We start from the raw sequence: 25,983 nt of genomic DNA on the forward strand, positions 1-25,983 counted from the left end.
CACCCTTATAGGGCCGTGGTCGAGGTCACTTTGGCGGGGAGTGCGGGGAGTGGACACCCCCCTCGTGCATAGTAGAATTAATGCATGAAGTGAGGGAGAAAGAAGACCTCACCACCGCCCCCTGGAGCCCAAAGTGCAGCGCGTCCTCAAGATGACCCAGATCCATCGCAACCCGCGCCAGCCGCGCGAGTACTTCAACGAGGACGCGCTCAAGGAACTCGCCGCCTCCATCGACAAGTACGGCCTCATGCAGGCCATCGAGGTCCGCCCCGACAACGAACTCGGCGGCTACGAGATCGTCTCCGGCGAACGCCGCTGGCGCGCCCACCAGATCCTCGGCCGCACCAAGATCCGCGTCAACATCACCTCCGAGAAGAACGAACTGCAGCGGTTCAAGCGGTCCATGTCCGAGAACGTCAACCGCGAGGACATGACCCCCTTCGAGGAGGCCCACGGCTACCAGCGCATCCTCAACGAAGAGGAAGGCGCAACCATCCAATCCGTGGCCGCCGACTTCGGCAAGACCACCACCTACGTCAAGCTGCGCCTGACGCTGCTCGACCTGCGCATCGAGGTACAACAGCTCGTTCAGGACGGCAAGATCGGCACGCAGGCGGCCGTACAGATCGCCGTGCTCAACCTGGCCAACCAGGGCTCTGTCCTTTCGAAGTTCGTGCGCGGCGAGTTCGCCTCCGACAACGAGATCGTGCACTTCGCCTACGCGATGAAGCAGCAGCAGGACCAGGCCGTCCTCATGGTCGTCGAGGAGATGACCGAGGAACAGCGCCGCGAGAAGGCGAACGCGCAGAAGAAGACCCGCACCACGCTCGACAAGATCGAGCAGGTCCGGGAACTCCTCGACGAAATCGCCCGAACCGAGCCGCTCAAGCTCGCTGAAACCCTCGAAACCCAGGTCGGGGCACGTCTGGCGCAGCTCGACCGGGTCGCTGAGTCGCTGACGAAGGCCCGGTACCAGCTCAAGCAGGCCAAGGCACATGCCGAGGCGCGCGAACTGGTCACAGTCAACCCCGAAGCCGTCAACGACAACGAGGCCGCGCCCGAGCCTGTCGCTGTCTGATGTCGTCCGCAGGGTGCGCGGGCTCTTCCTCGCCCGCGCACCGCTCCATCGGTCGCAGCCTCGATTCCTCCCTCGAAGGGCAACACCCATGCGCTACACCGCACCTCTCAGCCCCGCCGAGGCAGAACGTCTCGGCAAAGACATCGGCACCATCATCGGCATCGCCGCCAACACCATCACCGGCATACGCGGCGACATGAACATCGACGACCTGATGCACGCCCTCACCTCCTCCGCCGCCGTCGATCTCACCACCGCCCGCTACCTGAAGGCACTCGAAGAAGGCCACCGCCGCGAAGAGGCCGCAGCCGCGGCCGGCACCGGGCTCGTCTTCGACTGGGCGGACGCCGTCCTGGAGACCCAGGACCGTCTGCTCCAGGACAGGGCCACCGAGGGCGACGGAGCAAAACGGTGAGCGCCGCTCCGGCCGGCCGCGACTGGACGGCCATGCAGCGCGCCGAGTTCGACCAGGACGCGCCCGTCGAACTCCCCGTCTCCGTCGGCCCGGCCCGCATCCCGGCCGCACCCGATCGGTTCGGCACTCAGCCGCTCTTCGGCGACCCCCTACCTGCCCCGAAGCCCCGTCCCACCAGGGCGCAGCGGCCAGGCGACGTCGACGGTCAAGACGAGCTGTTTTGACCTCGCAGGAAGACGCCGATGTACCTCATCACGCTTGACCCCGACTACGGCCTTGTCGCCGCACCCCGCTCACAGGCCGACATCGACACCATCACCGAGAACGCTTTGCACGCTTACGGCTTCCGCTGGGACGACACCATCGAGGCGTACACCAACTCCACGGACACCGACGAGGACACCGTGGTTCAAGTCGCCCTGCTCCTGACCGCTTTGGACCACTGCATCAGGGTCGTCGTCTAACGCGAACGCCCCACGAAAGCTGCGCAGCGCAACCCCCCGCGCTGAACACCAGCAGCTCCGCACTCTCTTCGGCGGCCCGCCCCAGCCGGCCCGTCCTCCCACCTTCATCTCTCATTACCAGGAGACCTTGTGCCGATCTACCTTCCCGAACCTGAACCCACTCGCCCTGCCGACGGCAAGGACTACAACCGGCTGAGCCTCAACGCGCGTATGGGCGTCGGCGGAGCCCAGTGTGCCCTGCTGCCGCACTCGTACCCCACCCTCCTTGAGAGCCGTGACACCCGGCGAGCCCGCTGGGGCGGCTTCGGCTGCTGCATCCGAGGGCAAGCCGATTGCCGAGACTGCCACGTCTTGGCCGCCACACTCGACGCGCCCAGCCAACAGGTGCGTTTCAACGCCTCCACCGTGCTCATCCGCGTCGAGACCACGTTCCGCGACGACGCGTCGTCGAACGCCCAGCCGACCACCGCACTGTGGATGACCGACCGCCCCGCCGACGCCGACTACCGCACTTACGGGCAGAAGTGGGACTGGTTCAATCTGCAACGCCTCAAAGGCTGGGAGCTCGGCCGGAAGCACCGTGACGAGATCGGCGAGGGCTTCTGGATGCACCGCACCCCCTACGCCAAAGCCCCGCACGTCGATGTGCGCACTCGCGAGTACGAGGGTTTCACACGGCATGCGTTCGTGGTGGCCGGTACCCGTGCCGCCCTGCTGACGTGCCACGGAAACTGTCGGCACGACGACGGCGCGCTCCTGAACGTCATCGGCCACCACACACCAATCGAGGTGGACGACGAGAACGTCAAGGTCCCTTGGCAGCAGTTCTCAGGCCTGCCGGCTGGGAACGAGCACGGCCGCCGTCTCGCGCTGGCGCCGCGGAGCGGCTCGGTCAGGGTCTCCCTCGTCGAAGGCCCGCGTCGGCTCGCACAGTTGGCCTTCGACGGATCGCAGTGGTCCGTCGAGCAGATCCGCGGGGCCGCCGCGGCGCTCCTTGACCACGTGAGCCAGTGAGGCTGGAAGCCCCCGCAGCTCTACCTACCGACGAGCACCTCATGGGCTCTGACCCGCTCAACGCAGACGCCTGGAAATTGGGGCGGGAAACGAATGGCACGAAGCGCCGTGACGGCCCGTCGGGATACCCGGCGGACCGTCACGGACCTGAGTCAAGCTCGATCACTGCCTTGATCAAGAAAGTGTGAGCTGTTTATCGACGTCGATAGCGAGCTGCGGCCCACACGCCCGCCGCGACGGCGGGAACAACGAGCAGCCACCCGGTGTCATCGCTCATCGTCGCGTATTTCGAACCAGTGGCAGCCGAGACAATCGCGGACAGTGCAATGAAGACGGCGACGGTTACGCCACCGCCGATTGCGATCTCCGTCCACCAGTTCCGCCGGCTACGGCTCATACCCGTGATCATCTCTCATCCCATTGCTATTTGGTGATGTAGTGGCACTGAACGGCCTTGCGCTGCCCATTGACCCACAACTGAGCGCAAGCCTTACCCGCCTTGACGGTCTTGGCTCCCTTGCTCAGCATGGGCACGGTACCCGTCTTGCACGAACCGTTAAGCGGGCCCTTGTCGACGCGGTAGGTCTTGTTGTTGGTGTCCGCGTAATGGAACTCGATACGGGTGTTGCAGAACTTGGCGGCAAGAGCCATCGGGCCCACGCAGTCGACGCCGGCCCGCTGGGAGTTGATCTTCAGCCCCTTGCCGCTGACGGCATGCGTAAGGAAGCAGCCTGCAGGGACCTTGATCGTCAGTCCGCCTGCGCTGTACGTGAAGGCGCCGATCGCGGTCGAACCGGCCGCCGAGCGCAGCACCGGCGGATTCTCGTCGGCCTCCGTGGCCGGTTGGTCTGCGCCAACAACGGCTGCCGGGGCTGCGGGCGCCGGAGCCGCGGATGCAGGAGCCGCGAGAGCCAGAACGGCCGCACCGGCGGTGGCCCCGACGGCAGCGGTGATGAAGGTCTTCGATATAGGCAAAGCGGTAACTCTTTCTGGGGGCTACGGCAGGACAGACAAATCCGCCTGCGTCTCAGCTTGTGGCACAAGCACGCGTGGCTGCACACGTCAGCCGCCCGTGCCGTTCCCGGTCCGGGCGGCGTGCACCAGGGCCAGAGAGAGCAACGGACTCAAGCGCACCCTCCCTGTGGCACCGACAAAGAGAATCTAAACAGATGGCATTGCTTGAGTAAAGGCAAGGTCAATGATCAACTCTTCGAACATTCCAGGAGTCGCACGCGCAAGGCGAGTGGAAATCTCAACTCAGAACATTTGGCGGCACATTGCGATTCAAGGGACGCCGCAGCTGCTGGTCATCGATGACCGCAGGGCGAAGCGGTCCAGTCCCAGGGCTGTTGCTTCGGCTTCTTCCCGTTCGCGCCGAGCTCGCTCCAGCCGGGTCTCGGTGTCCGCCAGTCGCCTTTCGGATTCGGCCAGCTGCTGTTGGACCTCGGCCACCGTTGCGGGTATCCGCTCTGCGACGCGGTCGCGATCTTTCTCCAGCACCGCACACCGCTCGCGCAGGGAGGCCACCACGGCAGCAGGGTGTAGATGATCTGGGTGGTGCTCAGCAGCGTCTCCTGCGCCTGCAGCTGGCCCTTGCGCGCCTCGTCCAGCCGGATCAGCAGCTGTGTCTCGGACCCCGATGCCGGCTTCTCTTCCTCCAGCGCCGCTGTCTTCTCCAGTGCTGCCTTCTCCGCCGCCCGCAGCAGCTCCCCTCCGCGCCGCAGCTGCGATTGCCGCGCCCTGGGCTCCCTGACCAGAGCGTTGACCACGTCCTCCAGCAGCCAGCTGGGGATCAGCTTGCGGCCCATGAGGAATTCGCCCCACGTCGTCTTTCCGTAGGCGAACCTCTTCTCCAAATCCCGCTGCCCCAGCCCGTGCGTGAGCTTTCTGAGCCACTGGGCCAGCTCTTGGGCCTGGGGAGTATCTCCGTCCACAGGGCCTCGCTTCCGGCCCGGTCCCACCTGCGGCATAGCCGCCCAACCCCCGTCCTGTCCGCCCTGTCCACAACATCACCGTCGCTGGCGTGCGGCAACGCCATCGGCCGAGGCAGACAATCAGACCACCTGCGCACTCTGGTCCTCAAATCCAACTCCGCTACCCAACAAAGGACTTGGCAATGAGGAACAGCACGCGGCGACCTCTGGACCTGATCGTCTTCATGGCCGTCTTGGCCACCGGGGTGCTCCTGATCGCTCTCGGCGTCCCGGCCAGCTCCCTGGCCACCATCAGCGTCGCCCTCTCCGGCCTGTACAACGCCTGGACCGGAATCGCCCGCACCCCGCCCTCCCCCCCACCATCGCGAACCCTCCGACGACGGCGGACGTTCCCGGCCGGTACCGCAGCCCGGCAACTGATCGGGTTGCCTGCAGGGGCCGACCGTGCGCCGCACTCCTTCGTGTGCAGGACGCGGTCGGCTCGGCCCAAGGGCCCATTCAGATCGCCGGATCCGTTACACGGCTGAGATCGGAGTGACGGCTCGTTGACGCCAGACCGTGTAAACCGGGTGAATCACGGTAGATACGTTGACTTCCGTCCTGTAGAACTACCTCTTTTCCGGAGTTGACATGCCTTCTGTGAGCATCGTCGGGAAACACCGTCATGTTCGGCGTTTCGTCTCGACGTCTATCGCCGCCGTCGCCGCCGTCGGCCTGACAGCGACGGCCGGTCACGCGGCATCGCCCTCCTCCAGCCATTCCGAGGGGCACTCGACCGCTGCCCACTCTCCCCTCGACACGTGCCGGAAAGGCAGTGACGGTGGCACCTACAACGGCCCCGTAGAGGGCGTGTTGAAGTACAAGGCGGGGAAGCTGACCGTCACGGAGAAGATCGGCGGATCTAAGGACATCCCCCACACGGTGGTGTCCCAGCTCTGCCTCACTGCGCACACCAAGGTGTTCGGCGCCCTTCGCATAGGCGACGCCCATCGCCTCACCGTCAACAAAGAGGGCTACGGCACCGCACCGCGCACCCTCACCCAGCTCAAGAAGGCTGCCGAACGCGGCGACGTCGTAGTCCGGGCCGACATCAAGGACAATGTCGCCGTCAAGATCTGGGAGCACTACAAGCGGGGCTGATCCCGGCTCTGGTCCTCGGCCACATGGCCGAGGATCAATGCGCCCGCGTGGACTCGACCTCGTGCCGCGCCCATCAGCACGCCGCGGACGCCCGCACCGAAGCGCCGTGTGGCTCTGGACGACGCGGCCGGCTTGTTCGGCCAGACCCGCACGGCGGTAGCGTCGGTCCCATGATCGTATGGCTCAACGGCACCCACGGCGCAGGCAAGACGACGACCAGTGCACTTGTGCAGCAGCTGATCCCGGATTCACGGGTGTTCGACGCCGAGAAGGTCGGCGAGACACTCATGGACATCACGCCGGGGCTGCCCGAGACGGACAACTTTCAGCACTGGCCGCCGTGGCGGCCGCTCGTAGTCGAGACCGCCCGCCGCGTACTCGACTACACCGGCGGCACTCTGGTGATGCCCATGACTGTCCTGATCGAGGAGTACTGGCGCGAGATCAGCGCGGGCCTCGCCAACCATGCCATTCCGGTACGGCACTTCGTCCTCCACGCCGACCAGGACACCCTCCGCGAGCGCATCGCGGGCGACACTGTTCTTGGCCCCAACTCCCCGTTCCGTCTCAAATATCTTGAGCCCTATGCCGAGGCGGCCCGCACATGGCTACACGGTGAGGCCGAGGTCATCGACACCACCCACCTCACGCCCGCACAGGCAGCCCTGCAGATCGCAGAGGCCGTCAAGAGTTGAGGCCCGCCCGCCACGCGAAACAGGCCCGGCGAGGATTGGACACGGTTCTGCGGAACGCGTTCGGAGGACACGAGCGTGGAATGCCGAAGCCCTGCAGGTCACGGCGATGCCGTTGGACACCGAAACACGGAACCTACAGAGCGGGAACGGTCAGCCTGCTGGCGCCCCCGGCTCAGCCGAAGAACACCAGCAGCAACGACCCCACGGTGACGACGACGGCACCGATCACAAACCCGAGGATCACCTTCCGCTGCCAGGGCGCGATATAGCCACCGCGCAGCGCGCTCCCCATCCGGCCGACCTGATCGACCCGCCCCATCGGCGTCAGCGGATCCGTCGCCCCCTGCGGCATGCCCTGCGTCCAGTCGGGTCCCGACTGCGGGTAGCGGCGTCGCCACCCCTCGTCCTGTCGCCACGGCAGTTCCATCTGCTGCTCCTTGCCCTATGCGCCGGTTACGCCGAGCCTGCGTCCCCGTGTACCGACGTGGCTTCCCCGTCCTTCGGTTCCGTTCCCTCGGCTACCCCGCCTCCATCGAACGATGCGGAGAAGTCCCGGGTGAGCCCGTGTCAGGCCGACGGTGGTGAGCCGGATGCGGCAAGCCCTTGCACACCGCAGGTGGTGCGACCCGCGCACCGCTCGTGTGACCTGGACTCCGTAACCGTCGTCACCGGTGGTTCGTTGGCGTGATGCGTCCCTCACATCCGTCCCCCGCGGATGGGGCTGAAGGGGCCTGAGCCGGTCGGTTCAGGCCCCTCACACACGCTCCGCTCCGCCAGCACCTGCCATGCCGTGACCGAGCTCAAACGAGCCCAGTTGTGCCGATCATGACTGACATCGATGAACGACTCCTGGCGCTGATCGACAGCGTGGCCGCCTGCGACGAGAAGCGCCTGCCACTGCTGACGCTGCACGAAGCACGCGCGGCGGTCGAACTGCTGCAACTCCTCAATGCAGGCAACGGCGAAGGAGCGTACGCGGCCCGGCACCTGGCGCGGAACCTTGCCCGCCGGATCCCGGCGTAGAGACGACTGCGTCCACCTCGATCCCGCAGGCGGGGCGACACATCCTGTGTTGACGCGGACGTCAGAGGTCCTCGGACCGATCGAGGTCCATCTCGTGCTGCCGTTGAGCGGCAGCGGCGAGAGCGTCAAGCCGGTCGACCAGCCGCGGCTCGACCAGGCCGGTGGCCAAGTCCGAGACCGACGTCCCGGACGGGACGGTGGCCGATCGAGCGTGTGCCCAGGCCACGTCGTAGCTCAGGTCGAGCACCGCCGCGTGCTCATCCCCAACCGCACCGTCGGCCCGTTGGATGGCGCGCAGCATCTCCAGGGTGGGCGAAGCCGTCTCCGGCAGCTGTCCGAGGGCCTCGACCACCGTGCTCCACCCGGAGTCAAGGAGGGTTGCAACGGGTGCGAGAGGCGTCAGGTGCACGCGGGAGCCGTCTGTCGGCTGATCCAGCCGCCGGGCGCGCACGACGGCGTGGAGGGCGGCGGCCAGGAGGCTGGTGGCTACCGGGCCGCGGCCGTGGGGGTCTGTGTCCACCAGCCATCGTTCCGGCTTCTGTTGCTGGTGCCACCACACCAGGGTGATCGCCCACCGTTCGCATGCCTCCCAGACCGTCGCGAAGTGGGTCTGGATGCCCATCGACTGGGCCCGCTCCAGGGCCTGTTCGTCTGGCGTGGCCGGGCGGAGTTGTTCGGTGCGCAGCATCTCGCGCTGGTGGCCGGCGTCCGGGTCGCGGAACAGCACCTCGTAGCCCGTCGGCGGTCCATCGTTCAGCGTCTGGCGCTCGGCGTCGAGGGCCCAGGTGCTGGACATAACGGTGGCCACCTGGCCTTCGTACCGGCCGTCTGTTGCGGTGACCAGGGTGCCGCGCTCGTAGCCGCCCCGCTCGCGGGTGAGAGCGGCGAGCGCGGCGTGGGTGGCGTGCGGGGTGAGGACCTCTACCGCCGGGTCGGGCAGCCCGGGGGCCAGACCGCGCGGCATGCCGTCCCAGGGGCCGTCCTCGGGCCATGTCCGGGTCAGCCACACCCAGGCGGCCATGCCCTCGGTGGTCATGTCCACGGAGGCCGGGTCGATGTCCCTCGCCACGGCGAGGTCCTGGCCGACCAGCCCGGCCGCCAACTGCCGCAGGTGCCCGGCACCCCGGTTCAGATGCCACACCAGGTGCCCTGTGTCCACCGGGTCCTGCTCGCCTTGGGTGCCAAGGGCGGTCAGGGCGATCGCCACGAGCCGCTGCACGCCTACGTCCTCCCAGGCCGGTTCGGTGGTGGGCAGCCGGTCCACCGCGGCAATGTCCTCAGCCCGGGCGCACGCCTCGCCCCATCGCTCCCACCCCATGACCGGTCCCCTCACGTTCGGAACTGCGAAAACCTCACGCTACCCGTGGCCGGTGACAGTCCGGTCAGTTCGCGTAGGGCGCCCAGTCGCTCGCGGAAGACGGTCCATCCCGACCGCTCTCTGATCCGCGGTCACCGGAGTCGGCCACCAGGGCCTCGCCACCGGTCTCCTCCAGGCGGTCGGTCGGCCAGCAGCCGTGGCGCATCGCCCTGCTGCGCCAACAGCCCCTCCCGGCGGGCCAGATCCGTCTTCGCGGCCGCCTCCACCTGGTCCTACTGCCGCCCGCACGGCCCGCCCACCCCATGAGCCTCCGAAAGCCGCTCTGTGCACTTCCGGGCGGTTCTGTAACAGCCGGCCGACAGACCGCCGATATGTGCCGTTACATGGAACGCTGATGGGGCCCTGATCATGTTCCTCGGTGAGGCCACCAACGGCCCGTACACCGTCTGCGAGGAACTCCCATGAACCGTGCACTTCGCTACGCCACCGTCGGCGCCATCGCCGCCTCCCTGCTCGCCGGCGGCTCGGCCGCCGCCTTCGCCGCGCCGCAGGACCTCCACGCCGCCAAGCCGGCCGCCGCGCCGGCCCCCGCCTCGCTGACCGCCAAGGCCAGCGCGACCACGGTCAAGGCATGGCAGCAGTTCCAAATCTCCGGCGCCACCTTCGGCAAGGGCACCGAGGGCGACCGCGGCGTCACCGTCCAGCAGAAGCAGGGAAAGAAGTGGGTGTCGCTGCCCGCCAAGGCGCCGATCAACGACCGCGGTGCGTACTCGGTCCGGGTCAAGCTCGGTCTCAAGGGCGTCAACCAGCTCCGGATAGTCTCCGAGAGCGGAGAGTCGCCGGTGGTAAAGGTCACCGTCCGCTGACCTGACCGCGGCCAGTCAGCGCCCACCCGTGGAACTCGCGTCACTTCACGGATGGACGTCGCTTACCGAGGGATGCCACCCACGAGATTGCGGGTGGCCATCCACACCGCGGCGAGGCCGAACACCACGGCATTGCCGCGGGCCGTCAGCTGCAATCGGCACGCCCGGCATTCGGTCGAACTCGCGGAAGCAGTAAGCCCTGTGGCCTGTGCGTTCGTCACCGACCAACGCGAGTGGGGGGGAGGGGCGTGTCCCTAGCACCAACGATCCTGCGCCGAACAGGTGAGGGGCGGGAGGCGTTCAACGCCCCCAGATCAACCTGCGGCGGGTTCCCATCGCACCTCATCACGCCAGCGTCCTCTCAAGCTGCCCGGTCGCTGCCGCGGGTGAGCCAGCCCTGACGGCGGATGGTGAGGAGCCCGAAGACGTCGAGGGCATGGGAGAGGACGTCGGTAGCAAGGAGCTTGAAGGCAAGGACCCGACGTCGGCCGGTGCGGTGCAGCAAGCGGCTGGTGCGCAGGAGACGCCGGCCGCACCAGTAGGTCACCACCATGGCCGGCGCGAGGAGGTCGCCGGAGGCGGCCAGCCAGAGGTAGTACGCCGTGCCGAGGATGAATCCCAGGCGCAGGATCACCGAGACCGTGACGCAGCGTGCCAGGTAGGGGTGTTGCCAGATCCATCCGCCGGCCAGTGCACTCAGGTGTTCCCGCCAGCTGTTGCGCTGGTGGCGCAGTCTCTGGCGGACGAGGCCGGTGAAGGTGTCCGGGAAGCGGGACCATACGTGCGCGTTGGCCTGCAGGACCGTCCGGTAGCCCGCCCGGAGGGCCAGTGCGGACAGCCGCGTGTCGTCACCGGGACCGCAGCGCACGCCCAGGAAGGACTGCTGGACCAGGTCGGGGCCGACCTGTTCGAGCAGAGCGCGCCGGTAGACGGCGGTGCGGCCGGGAAGGCAGCCCAGGGCCTGTCCCCGGACGGTCTGGGCGGCCATCACCACGATCGGTCCCCGGCCGCGACGGATTTCCTCCCAGAACGTGGCCGGTTCCAGGACGAACGACTGGGTCGCCACCCCGCCGACCGTCGGATCCACGAACGGCGCGCTGACCGTGGGCACGAGGTCGCGGGCCCAGACCGTGTCCGAGTCCGTGAGAGCGACCAGGCCCGCCGTGACCGCTTGCCAGCCGGTTCGCAGCGCCCGGCGCTTGTCCCGGTCCGCCGTGGTGATCACTCGTACGCCATGTGCCCGTGCCACCTCGGCACACGCGGTGTCGTTTTCGTGGATCACGCAGACGATTTCCGCCACGTCGTTGCGGAGCCATGAGCGCAGGGCCCGGCCGAAGAGGGCGGGGTCCTCCCGGTAGACGGGGCACACCACGGCCATCGGCTCGCGATGGCCGCGCCGGGCCGGCCGGTACCGCCTGGCGGCGCGTAGACGGCTGGCCCGTTCGAGGCGGCCCAGGACGGCAAGCACGATCGCCGGGGCAAGTTCGGCCGGCACCAGCCACACCGCCGCAGCCGCCATGGCCATGGCAGCGTCAGGTCCGGGGAAGGTCGTCCGGGACGGGGTCCGCCGACCCCATCAGGTTCATGAAGCCGAAGGCGTCGCTGTCAGCGATCTTCAAGTCGTCGGTGTCCATGGCGGACGGATGCTTCCCGCCGGCCACGGGGAACAGCGGATAACTCTCGTCCAGCTCGTACGTCACGGGGCCGTGACCACTCATCGGTTCCTCCTCCGGATCGCCCGCCTTCCATGGATTCCACGGATCCTGTGAGAAATCAACGGTTCCTTCAGGACGACTTAAGCGTCAGCGGAAGCTCAACCGCGTTGAGCGGTACCGGAAAACCGACGAAGAGTCCCGCCACGCGCGACCTGCACACCGCCCTGAGAACACAGTTGCATCCCCGAGCCGACGGGCGGCCGGAGCGCCTTGCCCCGCGACCGTGACGGCCTCGGAGCTGCCCCACACCTCCCAGCTTGCCGGACCAGCACCCGCTGACCTGGACCTCGCGCTCAGGCGTCCTTTTCTCCCAGCGGCCCCGATACTCCCAGCGAGGTTGCTACACAGCTTCTCACCGGCCAACGCCCAGTGGGGCGTGTCAGGCTGTCGGGCAGCCGGCAGCTTTGAGGCCGGTGTTGAGCTGCTTCTTCAGGGCGGTTTCCTTCTGCGGTGTGATGTCCTGGTTGGGGATGGTCAGCTTGATGTCCTTCTTGCTCGTCCCCTTCTTCACCGTCATCGCGACCGTCATGTCACGCGGGACGACGGACTTGGGGTCGCCGTAGGCGGCGGTGATGTTGTAGGAGAGCTTGTCTTTTTTACCCAGGGTCGAGAGGCACTTTTTCGCCGCGTTCTCCGTCTTCTTGTAGATCCCGCGGTTGATCGAGGCTTTCATCGGGACGAGGTTGATGCGCTTGCTGACGCCTTTGAGGGTGCTGGCTATCAGGTGGCCGCCGTCGTAGCCGCCGCCTCCCCATCCGCCCACGGTCGTCTCGCACTGGCTGCGAGGCGAGTTCCCCGCCGACAGCGAGTCAGCTATCGCCCGGTCAGGCCGGCCTGCGGAGTCGATGTGGAACTTCCACCGGGACACGACGGTCTTCCCTGCCCATGCCTTCAGGTACGGGTCACACGGATAGTCCGCCCCGGCGGACGGGGCCGCGGTCGCCGCGGGAACGGCAAGCAGGGTGGTCATGACGCCTGCTGTGCCGAGCACGGCGGAGATGCGGCGCAGATGCCGACGCGGGCAGTGGGACGAAGACGCTGACGACCCGGTCATGGGCTACCTCCAGAGGTCAACGGCCGGGAGCAGCAGCCGCGCACAGCCGTCGTCCAAACCGCCCGCCGCGACCGGCGCGTCCCGGAGCACGGTCGTCCTCAGACAACCAGTAAGGAAGACGGCGCCGCAGGCATCCTCGGGCCGATGGCTGAAGCCTCGCGCAGAAGCGGGATGAACGGGCCACCACGGCAGCCTCGGAGTGCTGAGCGCACTGCATCGACGAGCACTATGCCGAGGGCTGGGAGATGGTGACGGCCCAGTTCCTCCACCGCCTCGCGCAAGTCCTGGCCCACGGCGTCCCGCGGCCGAGGAGCCGGTGTCCCGTGGCCAAGGAGATGGCCGCGGGACACCGGGGCCCGTAGGTCAGCCTGCGCGCCAGCCCCAGATGTACGGAGACATCGGAGTGCCGTCCTTCATCCACCGGGGTCAGAACTTGAGGGCGAGGGTCTCTGCGAGGGAGAGGGACGAAGCGGCCTGGAAGAGGTCGCCGGCGACCGCGGCACGGTGCGCCAGGCCGGCCATCGTCACCACGTCCGAGAGAACGCCGACATCCTCGCCGTCACCCTTGTCGCCTTCATTGAGCCGGGCGCTCAGCGCCTTGTGGGCCTGGCCCAGGACGTCGGACCAGCCACTGTCGAGCATCTCGGTGGACAGCCCCGACAATTCGGTGAGCCACAGGTCAGCGTGGGACCGGAGGATCTCTTCGGGAGCGCGGAAGTCGAGGACGGTTCCGCACGGCAGCTGGAGATCCGCGCTGGGCGTTAGCTGCCCGGGCCACGTCTGCAGGCCCTGGGCGTGAATGGGGCACACAAATGCAATCCAGGACGGGCCGGCTCCGGTTTCTGGTCCCTGTCGGAGAGCAGTGGCGGTGTCGGGGCAGTCCAGGACTCTCCGCAGGCCGGTGAGCACTCTGTCGCCGATCAACCGCCGGACAGGATCGTGGTCTGACGTCACATCAGGTCCTTCCTGAATCGGTCATGGCCTGCAGAGCAGGCCCGCGTGTCCGCGTACCCCTGCTCGGCGCCGCGACCCGGGCACGGCGTTACCGGTGCCGCCAGATCTGGTGGAGCCGGAGTGCTTCTGTCTGCCACCATCCGGGCTCGGCCTGGTCGCGGCCGAGTCGGTTGAGGAGCTGCTGGTACAGCTGGGGGTTGCTGGTGTCGTTTACCGCGATCAGCGAGGACAGCAACGGTTCATCGGCCGGATTCTGCTTTCGGACCCGTATGAGGATTTCGACTCGCAGGAGGACTTCGAGCTGGTCATCGGGGTTTAGTGGGGGCAGGGCGGAGCCGAGTTGGGTTCGCAGTCGGGACCAGGATGTCGTCGAGTGTTCCCTGGCAGTCTTCTTCAGTTCCCCTGTCACCGCGGCGGCGACTTCCGTCACCGCGTTGCTCGGCAACCGAGGGGGCTCGCTCTTCTTCGGTTTCTCCGAGCGCGGCTGGCGCTTCGCGGCGGGGCGTTGCGGCTCGGCCCGGTTTCGGAGCCGCGGCTGACTGTCGTGGCCCTGGCCCTTGTGCTGCTGCTCTGTCTCTGGGCGAGGTGGAGGAACCGGGCGTGGGCTCGTCTGTGAGACGGTGTCGGCGCGGGCGACCCAGTCGAGTACTTCCTGGCGCTGATGGTCAGTTACCTCGTTGCCGGCGGCTGCCGTTGCCTTCGACAGCTTCGTGACCGTCTGCTGGAGTTCTGCCGTGGTCATACGGTCGCCCAGGCGCCGCAGGTCGTGGAGAATGTCGCACATTCGCCGGTGTGCGGCCGCTTGCGGGTCCTTCTTCTTGGCCTGGGACCGGAGGATGGCAGGGGCGGTACGGGGGGTGTGCCGGCTGGGGATCTTGGAGAACTTCGGGCCGCGGACCGGCGGCGCGGCGTCGCGGTGTTCCCATCGGGCAGTGCGTTTGAGGTCTTCGAGGTAGGCAGCCGCCGCGTCCGCAATGGCGTCCTCTTCTTTCGTGCGGTCATCACTGGCAGTCGCGTCGACGCGAGTGAGCAGGGCTCGGACCTGGGGCGGCTTGTGGTTGAGCGTGGCGTGCTGCAGATCGCGGAAGAGATTCTGGCGCTGCTTCGCCTGCCGGGCCCGGCGCTCCTCCAGCCACTGCCGGGCAGTGGCCAAACCGGTGGCCAGTTGCTGGTGGTCTTGATGCAGGCCGGAGCGTTCGATCTGGCGGCATATCTCCTCCGCCTGACGCGTTGATCCGCTCCGGCGGGCCTCAGCGAGGCGGAAGAGCATGTCCTGCCCCCTGATCGGCTGGCGGGGTGTTGTGGGAGTGGTCCGTGGAGGGGGGTTGGTGCGAGGTGGGGGTGTGCGGCGGGCGCGGATGATGCGTTCGGCTGCTGGCGTCGACAGCCCGCGCTCGGTCATGTCGCACTCGTCGAGGGTGAACCACTCGGTGCCTCGGGCGAACGCCTGGGTGCCGATACGGACCTCGCGGGCGGTGCCGGCGCTTTCGAAGCGGACACGGTGGACGTACCAGCGCCGCACCAACGTGTCGTCGTCCACCGGCACGGTCATGCCCAGGACGACGTCGACGTCGTGGTTGTCCCAGGCCGGCGGAACGGCCGCGTCGAGGTGGATGCGCAGGGCGCCGTTGCCGGCGTCCCAGGCGATGTCCAGGACGGACCCGATGGCGGCACCGTCGGGCTGGGGGAAGGTGAAAGCGGCCTTGTGGCCCCGGTCGGCAAGCCACGTTGCGGCTGCGGCCTTCAGGTAGAGGTGGTCGGCGCTGGAGACGTCGCGGGCCCGGCGCTCGCAGATCCGCGGTTGTCCGGTGGGGTCGGGGTGGTGGGCGAAGTGGCAGACGCGGTCGGTGTAGAGCTTCGTGGTCAGCTGACCGCCGCAGCCGCCGAGCAGATGCCCGCACCAGAACGTGTCGTGCTGATGTTGCCAGCGGAAGGAGTCCAGCTCGATGGCCTCCAGCGGGAGCACCAGCGGTTGGTCCGAGTCCGCGCTGCCCAGCACAGCCGTCTGAATCTGCCGCCTGTCACCCTGCATGTACACCCACCCTTCGCCCCAACTCATCGTGCCATCAGCTGTGTTGACCATGCAGGTGATCGCGGTGTTCGAGCCGCAGACCTCAGCGGAGCAGGCTGGGGAACGACAGCCGTGGTGCCGGAGCTGGGTGCGGAGGGAGAGCGCGCGCAACAGTGGCCGCTGTCGTTCCCGGGCGGCGAGCCGGCCTGGGTGGAGGCCGGTCGCTGCCTGCGCCTGTCCCCCCGCAACCGCGCCCTGGCCCACCTTGATGGCGCTATTTGAAATTCCCTGTACTCAGGCACGGGACAGACCTGCTCGCATCGATTCCCCACCTCGGCGCGCTAGCGGGCCACGTTCCCGTCGCGGTGTTGTGAGCGGTGTCCGAACGTTGTGGGCGGTGATCGCCTTGTCCGGGAGAAGCGGAACGGAGTCCTCGGGGACCATCGCTGGCCAGAACGGGCAGCACAATCACCGGAACAACGTACTGACCGGGCGTCTCTCGACAAGTCCAACGGATGGGCGCGGAACGTCCGTTCCCGGTACGGATGTGATGTTTCGCCCACCCCGTTGACCTGTCGCCGCACCACGCGACCGCCCCATACTCCAGAACCTGACGAACCGACGGGTAAAGGGGCACGGTGAGCACAGGGGCGGCAGCAGGGACCTGGAAGCTCGGGGATCTGGAGGTGAACCGCGTCGGCTACGGCGCGATGCGGCTGACCGGCAACGGCATGATGGGCAACTCCGACGGCACACCGATCGACCGTCCTGGCGCCGTGCGGCTGCTGCACAGCGCGTTCGAGCAGGGCGTCAACCACATCGACACAGCCGCCTTCTACTTCTCGCCGCTGCGGTCCGCAAACGAGCTCATCAACCGGGCCCTGTCGTCCTGGCAGGACGACGTGGTCGTGGTGACCAAGGTTGGCCCGCAGCGCGGCCCCTCCGGCGAGTGGCACACCATGGCCCGCCCCGACCAGCTGCGCGGCCAGGTCGAGGAGAACCTGCGCCAGCTCGGCCAGGACCACCTGGACGTGGTAAACCTGCGCTGCAACGGAGCCGAGATGGTCTCGATCGCCGAGCACTTCGGTGCCCTCGCCGAGTTGCGGAAGGCGGGCCTGATCCGGCACCTCGGCCTGTCGAACGTCCGGCCGCAACACGTTGCCGAGGCCGGGACGATCGCGCCCGTGGTCTGCGTGCAGAACTCCTACGGCCTGGACTGGCGCCGCGCCGACGAGAGCGGGCTGGTGGACCTGTGCCGGGAGCAAGGCATCGCCTTCGTCCCGTACTTCACCATCTCCGGCCTACGGCGCGAGGCGGCCGCAGCCCAGGAGCACGACGCGCGCGTCCACTCCGTCGCCCGCGCCCACGATGCGACGTCGGCCCAGGTACGGCTCGCGTGGACTCTCCACCGCGGTCCGCACATGCTGGCCATTCCCGGCACGACGAACCCGGCGCACCTCGCCGAGAACATCGCCGCCGGCGCCCTGCGCCTGACCGACGAGGAGCTGGCCCTCCTCGACAAGCCGGGCGAGAGCGCCGTCTGAGGCTCTGCCAGCGACGCTCGCCGACAGTCCCTACTCCGTTGAACACCGGACCAACTGGGGAGACGGCACTGTGCCGTTGGGGACGGCAGTATCGCCCCGCATGCTTACATGTCAGGATCCGTTGCCCTCGGTCACCCACAAGGGTGGTGCTGCAGGCGACGGCGAACTGCGGCCGACCACCGTGTCGTGGGTGGAGACATGGACGAACGCATCGACGAGCAACACCTTGGTGAACCCGGCCTGCTGGTGCTCGACATCACCGCCGCTGATGAGGCAACCGCCCTGGCCGCGATAGCGGACCTGGATGCGCTGTGGATGACCTCCGGAGTCGCTCGCGTGCGACGCGTGCCCGGAGAGCCGGGCGTCCGGGCCCGCGTATACGCGGCGCTGCGTCGTCCGGCCGGCCTTGGCTACACCGCCGAGGCCCGTACGAGGTCAGAGGCCGAGTTCGGTCTCCGGGCGGCAGATGTAGCACGCCTCCACGCTGGCCATGAGCGCCTCCACGGCCTGTTCCCGTTCCTGGGAAAACGCTGAACGGACCAGAGGCGAAGGCGCGGTTCTGATCTGCTGGAGTGCATGGTCTCGCTGGTCGAGAATGACCCCGCCGGCACTCCAGCCCCGGTACGCCACACCGTCGTTCACCAACCGGTTCGCGGGTCCTGGGCTGAGGGGACAGGCGTGGGCGGCAGCGGTGCTGGCCAGACATTGGGCCCGCCGCCGTGCCACTCGATCACAATGCCGCTGCGGGGATCCTCGTAGTCGGGTTCGAGACGGTTGGCGGACAAGAGCGCGACCACGTCTTCGACGCATGTGGCCGTGCCGACAGTTCGCCCTGCTGCGCTGAGACGTCGGGTCGGTCCGCGCACCCGGTGAACAATCACCGGCATCGGCCAGTCGCGGCATTCTGCGTCGAAGACCAGCTGGGTACGGGTCGGCGCGCTGCCCCTGATCGGGAGTTGGTTGTGCACGGGAGGTCCCGCGGTGTCCGGGCCAGCCGGTGTTTCCGCCAGCTGGATACGGTCCAGGAGCTCGTAGGCGACGCGCGCTTCCTCGATCAGCGCCAAGAGGACGTCCTGGATCTGACGACGGCGGACCGGGTCGTCGCAGGCAGAGGTGTTCAGCAGGCTATAGGCGTAGTAGTTGACCGCCGAGCTGCGGGCCGGGGAGATGTGCGCGAGAGACGGTAGCGGCTCCAGATCCCACCTGCTCAGGCCATGTCGGACCCGTGACGTCGTGGTTCTCAGTCGAGAACCACGAGGTGGTCGGCGGCGCCGCCGTGCCATTCGATCATGAAGAGGGTGGCGTCGTCGCTGGTGTGCCCGCCCCGTTCCGTCTTCAGCGTGTGGGAGAGCCGGCGCAGATCCGCCCGCACCCCCTGTGACGGCTCTTCTCCCAGGTGGTTGACGCAGCGGGTGAGGCGTTCCTCACCGAACGGCTCGCCGCCGGTGACGTGTTCCTCGATGATGCCGTCGGTGTAGCACAGCACCCGGTCGCCGGGCTGGAGCAGGTGCTCTCGGATCCGGGGCTCCTCGCCGCCGAAGCCGACGGGCAGCGTTGTTGCGCTCTCCAGTTGCTGCACGACCCGGCCGTCGCGGATCAGCAGCGGCGCGGGGTGGCCCGCGTTGACCAGCTCCAGCTCACCGGTGGCGATGTTGACGTGCATCAGCTGGGCGGTGACGAAGTGGTCGGGACCGAACTGCCGGGAGATGGCGTCGTCCATGAACGCGTACTTCTCGGCCAGGCTGACGAACACGCGCCGGGCATGCCGGTAGGCACCGATGGCCACGGTCGCCATCACGGCGGCGTCCAGGCCGTGGCCCATCGCGTCGATCACGGCCATGTGCAGGATGTTGTCGTTGAGGGCGTAGTCGAAGCTGTCACCGGCGACGCGGTAGGCGGGCTCCAGGATGCCGGCCACCGAGACCTGCGGCACTGTCATCGTCAGCGGCGGCAGCAGGCTCCACTGGATCTCCGCCGACACGCTCATCGGCTCCCGGCGCCGGGCCAGGAAGAACAGGTCGGTGTAGGCGTTCTTGGTTACCAGCATGTCGGCGACCAGGCCAGCGAGCCTGCGCAGCAGGCGCCGGTCGTCGTCGCCGACGGCGTCCACGGTCAGGGCCATCACCCCCACCTGGTCACTGCCGTCCAGCAGCGGCAGATACATCCGCACGCCGCCTTGGGCCTGCGGCACCTCGACGACGTCCGCGCGCAGGAAGGCCCGGCCGGCGGGGGAACCGGCCATCGGCTCGGGCTGGCCGACGTGCAGCTTCCTGCCCGCAAGCGGCACCAGCAATTCCTGCGCGTAGTCCTGGAGCAGGATGGAGACGTCACGGCCGCCGATCCTGGCCACCTCCTCCGCGACCAACGGGGCGATCAGCTGCGGCGGCATCAGCCGCGCCCGATCCAGCAGCAGGCCGAGCAGCCGCTCGCCGAAACCCTCCGACCGGTCCACGCTTTCCTCGCCCATGACCCGCCTCGCCACTTCCTTGCCGCCACCCATGCTGGTCACCGCATCCGCACAACGTGACCTGGGAAGGCCGCCGGGGCGCTCATTACGCCATGCGCGGCATGTCGGCCCGCGCTGTCCGCGCGGAGTGATGACCGCTTGCCTTCCCGGACGACGGTGAGGACCTGGACGGCTGGACCCTGCACCGGCTCCGCCACAGCGCCCTCACGCACGACGCCGAACGGCTGCGGGTTGGCCAGCAGCCGGGTGTTCTCCTCGAAGACCTCCTCCGCCCGCCGGTAAGAGAGCCGGGCCCGGCCATTCTCCGGACACACGTCCAGCGTCGACGTCCCGGCCGGGGCCTTACGGCCGGTGAGGAACAGCGGGCCATGGGTACGGTTGATCAACGCTCTGACACGGCTGTGGCAGACGCTCAGCTCCCCGGTCAGAGCACTGTCGCCGCAACCTTGGAAGGACGTGCCAGAGGCACGACGGGACCCCCGCGGGGGCTGACACTCGGTTGTCGATCAGCCGGCGAACCGATTCAGGGGGTGTCCGTCCCTCGGCGGTCCGTGCCCAGCCGCTCGATGTAGTCCTCCCAACGGGGCAGTCCGTGGTGGGCGGCGCGGGCGTGGACGTGCTCAGTGACCTGCTGGATGTAGCGCGGCGGCATGGCGCGGCGGGTGGCGTAGTCGGCGGCGAGGCGCTGGTGGAGGTGGGGCGGGAGGATGCGGGCGGACTGGGCGAGGAACCAGGTGCGGGCGCCGGGGCTGATCCGGAGGACGTCGGGGAAGACGGTGACGGCTCCGGCCTCGGCGCAGGCGTCGACCAGGGCATTCAGGGCGTCGGGGTGATCGCCGGCATGCGGGATGAGCGGGGCGATGAGGACCCCGGCCGGGACGCCCGCAGCGCGGAGGGCGGCGATGGTCTCCAGGCGGGCACGGGGTGGGGCGGCGTCGGGTTCGAAGGCCCGCCACACGCGGTCGTCGAGGGAGCCGAGGGAAGTCATGACCAGGACGTCGGTGACGCGGGCGGCTTCGGCGTACAGGGGGATGTCACGGCGCAGGAGGGCGGACTTGGTGGTCGTGGTGAAGGGGACCCGGTAGTCGGTCAGGGCGCGGATTATGCCGGGCATCAGCTGGTAGCGGCCTTCGGCGCGCTGGTAGCAGTCGGTGGAGGTGCCGACCATCACCCACTGGTCACCGGTCCTGCCGGTGCGCAGTTCGCGGCGCAGAGCCTGAGCGGCGTTGGTCTTGACGTACAGGTGGGTCTGGAAGTCGTCGCCGGTGTCGTGGCCGAGGTGGTGGTGCCCATCTCTGGCGAAGCAGTAGGTGCAGGCGTGGCTGCAGCCCCGGTACGGATTGAGGGTGAAACCCATGCCGCCGGGGGCGGCGCCGGGCATGCGGTTGAGGAGGGTGCGGGCCTGGATCTCGTGGAAGGTGATGCCGTCGAAGCCGGGCGATGGGGGCGGCGTGGGGGTGACCTCCGCGGCCGCGAACAGCGCCTCCTGGCCGCCGGGCCCGTTCACTGGCCCGCCTCGGTCCGGTCGTGGTCCGTCGTGTGCTCCGTTTCGGCGGCGCGGGTGAGTTGCCTGCCCAGCTCGGCGATCTTCACGGCGAGGTCCGGTGCTGCCTGCAGGGTGGTGTGCGGGCCCAGGGTCAGCAGCTGTACGGCGATGTGGAGGGGGTTGTCGGAGGCGAGGTCCACGGCGGTGGTGTGGGCGTCGAGCACGTGGAGGCGGTCGGGGAGGGCGCCGGTGCGGGCGCGGATCGTTTCGGCGGGTTCGGGGACGGTGGCGCGGGCGGTGTAGCGGGCGGGGGCGGAGGCGATGGTTCTGGCGACGTAGGCGGCCGGGTCGTCGGCGGGCAGGTCGCGTGCTGTGACGCGGCGCCCGGTGGGGGCGGGGTGGGTGAGGCGGTCGACGCGGAAGGTGCGCCAGGCGTCCTTGGCGAGGTCGTAGGCGACCAGGTACCAGCGGCTCCCGGCGGCCACCAGGGAGTGCGGTTCAACGCGGCGGGCAGCGGGGGACGGCGTGTGCTTGCTCTGGTAGTCGAAGGTGACGATCTCGTGGTCGCGGCAGGCCGCCGCCAGGGTGGCCAGGGTGGCCGGGTCGGCCTGCGGACCGCCGCTCCAGGGCAGCGGGACGGTGGCCTGCTGGAGGGCGGAGACCTGGTGGCGCAGGCGGGCGGGCAGGACCTGTTCCAGCTTGGCGAGGGCGCGCACGGCGGTGTCGGCGATGCCGGTGACACCGGAGGTGGCGGTGCGCAGGGCGACCGCGATGGCGATGGCTTCCTCGTCGTCGAGCAGGAGGGGCGGCAGGTCGATGCCGGCGGCGAGACGGTAGCCGCCGGCGTGCCCGGTGGTGCCCTCGACGGGGTAGCCGAGGTCCCGCAGGCGGTCGATGTCGCGGCGCACCGTACGGCCGGTCACGCCGAGGCGCTCGGCGAGCTCGGCGCCGGACCATTCGCGGCGGGTCTGCAGCAGAGAGAGCAGGCGCAGCATGCGGGCGGGCATGTCCTGGGTCATGCCGCCCACACTGCCGGCATTTAAGGACGCGAGGTGTCCTAAAAGGGATCTACCGTCGAAAACGGATCGGAAAGGTCCGGCGGCGTCACAGCCGCCGAGCCCGTGAGCGCGCGAGGTCACCTCCGGACGGTGGCGATCGGGAAAGGGCGCGCGCCACGGTGCGTCATCCCTGTTGAAGGAGGCATTGTCATGGGTTTCATGGATCCCGGAAACGTCGTCTGGTTCGAGATCAGCACCGCTGACGGCCAGGCGGTGAAGGACTTCTACGGCCCGCTGCTCGGCTGGAGCTTCGCGGTCGACCCGGACTCGTCGGTCGGCGGCGTGACCTACACGCGGATCATGGCGCCGGGGATGCCGTTCCCGATGGGCGCGATCTACGACAACGCGCACAGCCCGGAGGAGACGATGAACGTCTCCATCGTCTCGGCCGATGTCGCCGCCGACCAAGAGCGGCTGGAGAAGACCGGGGCGACGGTCGTCGTACCCGCCACCGCTGTCAGCGACGTGACCACCTTCGCGCGGCTGGCCGACCCGCGCGGCAACGTCTTCTCGCTGTTCCAGAACAACCAGACGCCCGAGCGGCTCAAGGAGTTCGCCGACCAGGCCGGCGAGCAGATGCAGGAGATGACGGCGGGGCCGGTGCCCGGCGCGTACGCCTGGTTCGAGATCGGCTCCACCGACGCCGAGGCGACGAAGGACTTCTACACCCGCGCCTTCGGCTGGCAGATCGTCTTCGACGAGACCGCGGGCGGCAAGCCCTACTCCAACGTCTTCACCGGCAACCAGTGGCCCTCCGGCGGCATGTACGACCTGGGCACGGACGGCGTCGACTACCTGATGCCCGACTTCCTCGTCCTCGACGTCCCCGCCACCACCGCCAGGGCCCAGGAACTGGGCGCCACCGTCGAGTTCGGCCCGGACGCCAACCCTGACGGCCTCGTCTACTCTCGCCTGCTCGACCCGCGCGGGAACCGCTTCGGCCTGTTCTCCATGCCCACGAACGCCCCGCAGGTGTCGGCATGAGGATCGCGCTGCTGGGCACCGGCTTCGGTCAGGCCCACGCCGCCGCCTACGCCGCGCGCGGTGACGTCGAGGTGGTGATGTTCGGCCGCAACCCCGCCAAGACAGCCGAAGCGGCGGACAGGTTCGGGTTCGCCTCGTCGACCGACATGGACCGGGCGTTCGAGGACGACTTCGACCTGGTCGACATATGCCTGCCCCTTCCCCTGCACGCCGAGTACACGCTGCGCGCGCTGGCCGCGGGCAAGCACGCCCTGGTCGAACTGCCGCTCGCTCAGACGATGGACGACGCCCGGCGGGTGGCAGAGGCCGCCGAAAGCAGTAGCCGACACGTGTTCGTGGACATGTTCGAGCGGTTCATCCCCGCCAACCGGGCGCTGTTCGACGCCGTACGCGCGGGAACGTATGGACGTCTGGAGCAGCTGACGCTGCGCAACCAGACGGCACACCTGTGGCCCGGCGTCTCGCTCGGGCTGCGGGTGCTGCCGCTGGAGGCGATGCACAGCGACCTGGACATCATCACCCGCACTCTGGGCCGGCCGGAGCGCGTCGAGGTCGCCACCGTCGCCCGCGACGGGTCCAGCGCCGCGGTCGAGGCGGTCTTCCGCTTCGACGGCGCGCTCGCCCGCGCCAGCGTCTCCTCGCTCATGCCCATGGCCTGGGGTGCGCGCGGCGGCTACACGGCGACCTTCAGCGAGGGCGTGCTGGAGTCGGTGTCCACGATGGGCTTCGACGGCAGGCCGTCCGGGACGGTGACCGCGTACACCGCCGGCGGCGTAGGGGAGCTGGAGGTGGAGCCTGCCGACCAGTACGCGACGATGATCGACCACGTCCTGGCCTGCCTGCGCGGCGAGGCCGTCAACGAGATCGCCCCGGCCTCCGTGCTCGACGCCCTGCAGCTGACCCTGGACGTCGAGCAGCAAATCAACGGGAGTGTCGTCCGGTGATCCCGCCGATCGGGTTCGGGACCTGGCAGCTCAAGGGCGACGACGCCTACCGAGCCGTTTCGGTGGCCTTGGAGACGGGGGTACCGGCATCTCGACACGGCCGCGATGTACGGCAACGAGGCGGCCGTCGGCAAGGCGCTGGCCGCGAGCGGCTTGGCCCGCTCCGAGGTGTTCGTGACGACGAAGTTCGCCCAGCGCCATTCCGGCGGGGAGCAGGAGGCGCTGGAGCGCGCGCTCGCCCTCCTCGGCCTCGACCACGTCGATCTGTGGCTGCTGCCCCGCTTAAGGAGCCGGGCGAGAACGCCGCCGTGTGGGACGCGTTCCTGGCCGCCGCCGAGGACGGGCTGGCCACCCGCGTCGGGGTGAGCAATCACAGTCTGGCCCAGCTGGACGCGCTGACGGCGGCGACGGGTGAGGCTCCGGCGGTCAACCAGGTCCGCTTCCACCCGATGCGGTACGACCTGGCTTTGGTGGCCGGACATGAGGAGCGCGGGGTGCACCTCGGCGTCGGCAACCCCGTCACCCACGGAGCCCGTATGCCCGACGCGTTTGCGTACACCCTGCCGTACGTCGCCGCGGCCTTCCTCGCTGCCTTCGCGCTGCTGTACGCGGTACCGCGTACAGCAGGACGCAACGACACACGCGGCGGCACTACAACCGCCGGCGTTACCGCGCCCGACAACGTCGCCGAGGCCGAGCAGGCCGCGGCCCCCCGCTGACGGCGCGAAATGGGCACCGCCGGACTCCTCCGAGCCGGTAGGTGCTTCTGCCAAGACCCCGATGGGTCTTGGCAGAAGCACCTACCGGCTCTCGATGGCTTCCAGGGCCCGCTCGGCGATCCTGCGCAGGTGCGGGACCAGCTCGGGCGGCCCGAGGAGGGTGTAGTCCAGGCGCAGGGCGGCGATTCGGTAGGCGAGATACTCGGCCGAGTCGACGGCTGTGCGCAGGCGGCAGCGGTGCTCGTCGATCCGTTCCAGAGTTCCGAGGGAGGACGGTACGCCCTCGGCGGCGCGCTCGATCGGGGCGTGGATGATCAGTTCGGCGCGGCAGTTGCCGGGGCCTGCGGCCAGGGCGTCGGCCACGTATGCGGTGGCGTCCTGGCCGTCGGGCAGTTCGCGTTCGGGGACGCGGGCGCCGGTGCGGTGCAGGGCGTCGATCCGGTCGATGCGGAAGGTGCGCCAGTCGGCGCGGTCGAGGTCGTAGGCGACGAGGTACCAGCGCCGGCCGGCGGCCACGAGCCGTTTGGGTTCGGCCAGTCGCCGCGTCGGCGCCCCGCGCGCGGGGGCGTAGCTGAAGCGGATCTTCTCGTGGGCGACGCAGGCGGCGGCGAGGGCGGCCAGCAGCTCGGCGTTGGCCCCTTGGACAGGCTGGGGGAGGAAGGTGGCGGCCTCGGCGAGGTGCGAGACTCTGTGGCGCAGTCGCGAGGGCAGCACCTGTTCCAGCTTGGCCAGGGCTCGCAGTGAGGTGTCCTCGATGCCGGTGACGGCCGCCGTGGCCGCCGCGCGCAGGCCGATGGCGATGGCCACGGCTTCGTCGTCGTCCAGGAGGAGGGGCGGCATCGCGGTGCCCGCGCTGAGGCGGTAGCCGCCGATATTGCCCTGGGTGGCCTGGACGGGATAGCCCAGCTCGCGCAGGTGGTCGATGTCGCGGCGGATGGTGCGGGGTGTGACCCCCAGACGCTCGGCCAGCTCGGCGCCCGTCCAGTCACGTGGGGCCTGCAGCAGCGAGAGCAGCTGCAGCAGACGGGCGGCGGGATCTCTGGTCCCTCGTGTCACTCCTGGATCGGCTGTCATGCCGTCCACCTTCGCCGCCTGTGAGG

30 protein-coding genes and 1 pseudogene are annotated in these 25,983 nt (G+C 68.8%); 15 read left to right on the plus strand and 16 right to left on the minus strand.

Annotated features, from left to right (window positions below):
• The first annotated feature begins 133 nt into the window (after nt 1–133).
• The 5 genes from ACO1BR_RS35390 to ACO1BR_RS35410 all read left to right on the plus strand — a co-directional run bounded on the left by ACO1BR_RS35390 (nt 134) and on the right by ACO1BR_RS35410 (nt 2,971).
• Nucleotides 134–1,078 carry a ParB/RepB/Spo0J family partition protein gene (locus tag ACO1BR_RS35390; RefSeq protein WP_426799211.1) on the plus strand — a complete coding sequence of 315 codons (945 nt, stop codon included), beginning with the start codon at nt 134–136 and terminating at the stop codon, nt 1,076–1,078.
• Nucleotides 1,079–1,166: 88 nt separating this feature from the next.
• Nucleotides 1,167–1,493 (plus strand): hypothetical protein, encoded by a 327-nt coding sequence (locus ACO1BR_RS35395; protein ID WP_426799212.1) that lies wholly within the window; start codon nt 1,167–1,169, stop codon nt 1,491–1,493.
• Nucleotides 1,490–1,717 carry a hypothetical protein gene (locus ACO1BR_RS35400; protein ID WP_426799213.1) on the plus strand — a complete coding sequence of 76 codons (228 nt, stop codon included), beginning with the start codon at nt 1,490–1,492 and terminating at the stop codon, nt 1,715–1,717. The genes ACO1BR_RS35395 and ACO1BR_RS35400 overlap by 4 nt, the downstream gene beginning before the upstream one ends.
• Nucleotides 1,718–1,735: 18 nt before the next feature.
• On the plus strand, nt 1,736–1,957 hold the full coding sequence (locus ACO1BR_RS35405) for a hypothetical protein (protein ID WP_426799214.1): 222 nt from the start codon (nt 1,736–1,738) through the stop codon (nt 1,955–1,957).
• Nucleotides 1,958–2,086: 129 nt separating this feature from the next.
• Entirely contained in the window at nt 2,087–2,971 is an 885-nt protein-coding gene (locus ACO1BR_RS35410) for a hypothetical protein (RefSeq protein WP_426799215.1), read from the plus strand.
• Nucleotides 2,972–3,394: 423 nt separating this feature from the next.
• Here ACO1BR_RS35410 and ACO1BR_RS35415 read toward each other — a convergent pair whose 3' ends face one another.
• Together ACO1BR_RS35415 and ACO1BR_RS35420 are read right to left on the minus strand one after the other, a co-directional pair.
• Entirely contained in the window at nt 3,395–3,946 is a 552-nt protein-coding gene (locus ACO1BR_RS35415; protein ID WP_426799216.1) for a hypothetical protein, read from the minus strand.
• Between the two features lie 332 nt (nt 3,947–4,278).
• Nucleotides 4,279–4,905, minus strand: a complete 627-nt coding sequence (locus ACO1BR_RS35420; RefSeq protein WP_426799217.1) for a hypothetical protein — start codon at nt 4,903–4,905, stop codon at nt 4,279–4,281.
• An 849-nt stretch (nt 4,906–5,754) separates the two neighbouring features.
• Between ACO1BR_RS35420 and ACO1BR_RS35425 the strand changes: the two genes are divergently transcribed.
• Both ACO1BR_RS35425 and ACO1BR_RS35430 read left to right on the plus strand, forming a co-directional pair.
• On the plus strand, nt 5,755–6,045 hold the full coding sequence (locus tag ACO1BR_RS35425; protein ID WP_426799218.1) for a hypothetical protein: 291 nt from the start codon (nt 5,755–5,757) through the stop codon (nt 6,043–6,045).
• Between the two features lie 170 nt (nt 6,046–6,215).
• Complete coding sequence (locus ACO1BR_RS35430; RefSeq protein WP_159505976.1) at nt 6,216–6,740, plus strand: AAA family ATPase; 525 nt, start codon at nt 6,216–6,218, stop codon at nt 6,738–6,740.
• Nucleotides 6,741–6,912: 172 nt separating this feature from the next.
• On the opposite strand, the gene ACO1BR_RS35435 is transcribed toward ACO1BR_RS35430, so the two are convergent.
• The gene (locus tag ACO1BR_RS35435) at nt 6,913–7,167 is read right to left on the minus strand and encodes a hypothetical protein (RefSeq protein ID WP_159505975.1); all 255 of its coding nucleotides are present in this window, start codon (nt 7,165–7,167) and stop codon (nt 6,913–6,915) included.
• Between the two features lie 398 nt (nt 7,168–7,565).
• Here ACO1BR_RS35435 and ACO1BR_RS35440 point away from each other — a divergent pair, with 398 nt between their 5' ends.
• A complete protein-coding gene (locus tag ACO1BR_RS35440; protein ID WP_426799219.1) occupies nt 7,566–7,763 on the plus strand; it encodes a hypothetical protein in 198 nt (65 codons plus the stop codon).
• 61 nt (nt 7,764–7,824) lie between these two features.
• Here the strand turns inward: ACO1BR_RS35440 and ACO1BR_RS35445 are convergent, their stop codons facing one another.
• Entirely contained in the window at nt 7,825–9,081 is a 1,257-nt protein-coding gene (locus ACO1BR_RS35445; RefSeq protein ID WP_426799220.1) for a hypothetical protein, read from the minus strand.
• Nucleotides 9,082–9,542: 461 nt separating this feature from the next.
• Here ACO1BR_RS35445 and ACO1BR_RS35450 point away from each other — a divergent pair, with 461 nt between their 5' ends.
• Nucleotides 9,543–9,947, plus strand: coding sequence for a hypothetical protein (locus ACO1BR_RS35450; protein WP_426799221.1), 405 nt, complete (start codon nt 9,543–9,545; stop codon nt 9,945–9,947).
• A 361-nt stretch (nt 9,948–10,308) separates the two neighbouring features.
• Here ACO1BR_RS35450 and ACO1BR_RS35455 read toward each other — a convergent pair whose 3' ends face one another.
• The 5 genes from ACO1BR_RS35455 to ACO1BR_RS35475 all read right to left on the minus strand — a co-directional run bounded on the left by ACO1BR_RS35455 (nt 10,309) and on the right by ACO1BR_RS35475 (nt 15,702).
• Nucleotides 10,309–11,472 carry a glycosyltransferase gene (locus ACO1BR_RS35455; protein ID WP_426799222.1) on the minus strand — a complete coding sequence of 388 codons (1,164 nt, stop codon included), beginning with the start codon at nt 11,470–11,472 and terminating at the stop codon, nt 10,309–10,311.
• Between the two features lie 7 nt (nt 11,473–11,479).
• A complete protein-coding gene (locus ACO1BR_RS35460) occupies nt 11,480–11,665 on the minus strand; it encodes a hypothetical protein (RefSeq protein WP_426799223.1) in 186 nt (61 codons plus the stop codon).
• 376 nt (nt 11,666–12,041) lie between these two features.
• Entirely contained in the window at nt 12,042–12,632 is a 591-nt protein-coding gene (locus ACO1BR_RS35465) for a DNA/RNA non-specific endonuclease (protein WP_426799224.1), read from the minus strand.
• Between the two features lie 510 nt (nt 12,633–13,142).
• Nucleotides 13,143–13,526 carry a hypothetical protein gene (locus tag ACO1BR_RS35470; protein WP_426799225.1) on the minus strand — a complete coding sequence of 128 codons (384 nt, stop codon included), beginning with the start codon at nt 13,524–13,526 and terminating at the stop codon, nt 13,143–13,145.
• A gap of 232 nt (nt 13,527–13,758) precedes the next feature.
• On the minus strand, nt 13,759–15,702 hold the full coding sequence (locus ACO1BR_RS35475) for a zinc finger domain-containing protein (protein WP_426799226.1): 1,944 nt from the start codon (nt 15,700–15,702) through the stop codon (nt 13,759–13,761).
• A gap of 617 nt (nt 15,703–16,319) precedes the next feature.
• Here ACO1BR_RS35475 and ACO1BR_RS35480 point away from each other — a divergent pair.
• Nucleotides 16,320–17,225 (plus strand): oxidoreductase, encoded by a 906-nt coding sequence (locus ACO1BR_RS35480; RefSeq protein ID WP_426799227.1) that lies wholly within the window; start codon nt 16,320–16,322, stop codon nt 17,223–17,225.
• A 198-nt stretch (nt 17,226–17,423) separates the two neighbouring features.
• A complete protein-coding gene (locus tag ACO1BR_RS35485; RefSeq protein WP_426799228.1) occupies nt 17,424–17,759 on the plus strand; it encodes a DUF6207 family protein in 336 nt (111 codons plus the stop codon).
• Here the strand turns inward: ACO1BR_RS35485 and ACO1BR_RS35490 are convergent.
• From ACO1BR_RS35490 to ACO1BR_RS35515, 6 genes are all read right to left on the minus strand, one after another.
• A complete protein-coding gene (locus ACO1BR_RS35490; RefSeq protein WP_426799229.1) occupies nt 17,661–17,951 on the minus strand; it encodes a DUF6233 domain-containing protein in 291 nt (96 codons plus the stop codon). The two genes, ACO1BR_RS35485 and ACO1BR_RS35490, sit on opposite strands and share 99 nt — an antisense overlap.
• Complete coding sequence (locus ACO1BR_RS35495) at nt 17,864–18,289, minus strand: hypothetical protein (RefSeq protein ID WP_426799250.1); 426 nt, start codon at nt 18,287–18,289, stop codon at nt 17,864–17,866. Before ACO1BR_RS35495 ends, ACO1BR_RS35490 begins: the two co-directional genes overlap by 88 nt.
• A 176-nt stretch (nt 18,290–18,465) precedes the next feature.
• Nucleotides 18,466–19,725, minus strand: a complete 1,260-nt coding sequence (locus tag ACO1BR_RS35500; protein ID WP_426799230.1) for a PP2C family protein-serine/threonine phosphatase — start codon at nt 19,723–19,725, stop codon at nt 18,466–18,468.
• 5 nt (nt 19,726–19,730) lie between these two features.
• Nucleotides 19,731–20,078: a site-specific integrase gene (locus ACO1BR_RS35505; RefSeq protein ID WP_426799231.1), complete on the minus strand. Its 348-nt coding sequence runs from the start codon at nt 20,076–20,078 to the stop codon at nt 19,731–19,733.
• 137 nt (nt 20,079–20,215) lie between these two features.
• Nucleotides 20,216–21,199, minus strand: coding sequence for a radical SAM protein (locus ACO1BR_RS35510; RefSeq protein WP_426799232.1), 984 nt, complete (start codon nt 21,197–21,199; stop codon nt 20,216–20,218).
• Nucleotides 21,196–22,197, minus strand: coding sequence for a helix-turn-helix transcriptional regulator (locus ACO1BR_RS35515; RefSeq protein ID WP_426799233.1), 1,002 nt, complete (start codon nt 22,195–22,197; stop codon nt 21,196–21,198). Before ACO1BR_RS35515 ends, ACO1BR_RS35510 begins: the two co-directional genes overlap by 4 nt.
• 189 nt (nt 22,198–22,386) lie before the next feature.
• Here ACO1BR_RS35515 and ACO1BR_RS35520 point away from each other — a divergent pair, with 189 nt between their 5' ends.
• The 4 genes and pseudogenes from ACO1BR_RS35520 (at nt 22,387) to ACO1BR_RS35535 (ending at nt 24,883) form a co-directional block, all read left to right on the plus strand.
• Nucleotides 22,387–23,220, plus strand: a complete 834-nt coding sequence (locus tag ACO1BR_RS35520; protein ID WP_426799234.1) for a VOC family protein — start codon at nt 22,387–22,389, stop codon at nt 23,218–23,220.
• Nucleotides 23,217–24,164, plus strand: a complete 948-nt coding sequence (locus tag ACO1BR_RS35525; RefSeq protein WP_426799235.1) for a Gfo/Idh/MocA family protein — start codon at nt 23,217–23,219, stop codon at nt 24,162–24,164. The genes ACO1BR_RS35520 and ACO1BR_RS35525 overlap by 4 nt, the downstream gene beginning before the upstream one ends.
• 87 nt (nt 24,165–24,251) lie before the next feature.
• Nucleotides 24,252–24,530 (plus strand): annotated as a pseudogene (locus ACO1BR_RS35530) (aldo/keto reductase); the annotation flags it as partial.
• Nucleotides 24,473–24,883, plus strand: coding sequence for a hypothetical protein (locus ACO1BR_RS35535; protein ID WP_426799236.1), 411 nt, complete (start codon nt 24,473–24,475; stop codon nt 24,881–24,883). The pseudogene ACO1BR_RS35530 and the gene ACO1BR_RS35535, both read left to right, overlap by 58 nt.
• Before the next feature lie 81 nt (nt 24,884–24,964).
• Here the strand turns inward: ACO1BR_RS35535 and ACO1BR_RS35540 are convergent, their stop codons facing one another.
• Nucleotides 24,965–25,957, minus strand: a complete 993-nt coding sequence (locus ACO1BR_RS35540) for a helix-turn-helix transcriptional regulator (RefSeq protein ID WP_426799237.1) — start codon at nt 25,955–25,957, stop codon at nt 24,965–24,967.
• Nucleotides 25,958–25,983: the final 26 nt, after the last annotated feature.

The organism is Streptomyces sp. YGL11-2 (assembly GCF_050054615.1).
Lineage (GTDB): Bacteria > Actinomycetota > Actinomycetes > Streptomycetales > Streptomycetaceae > Streptomyces.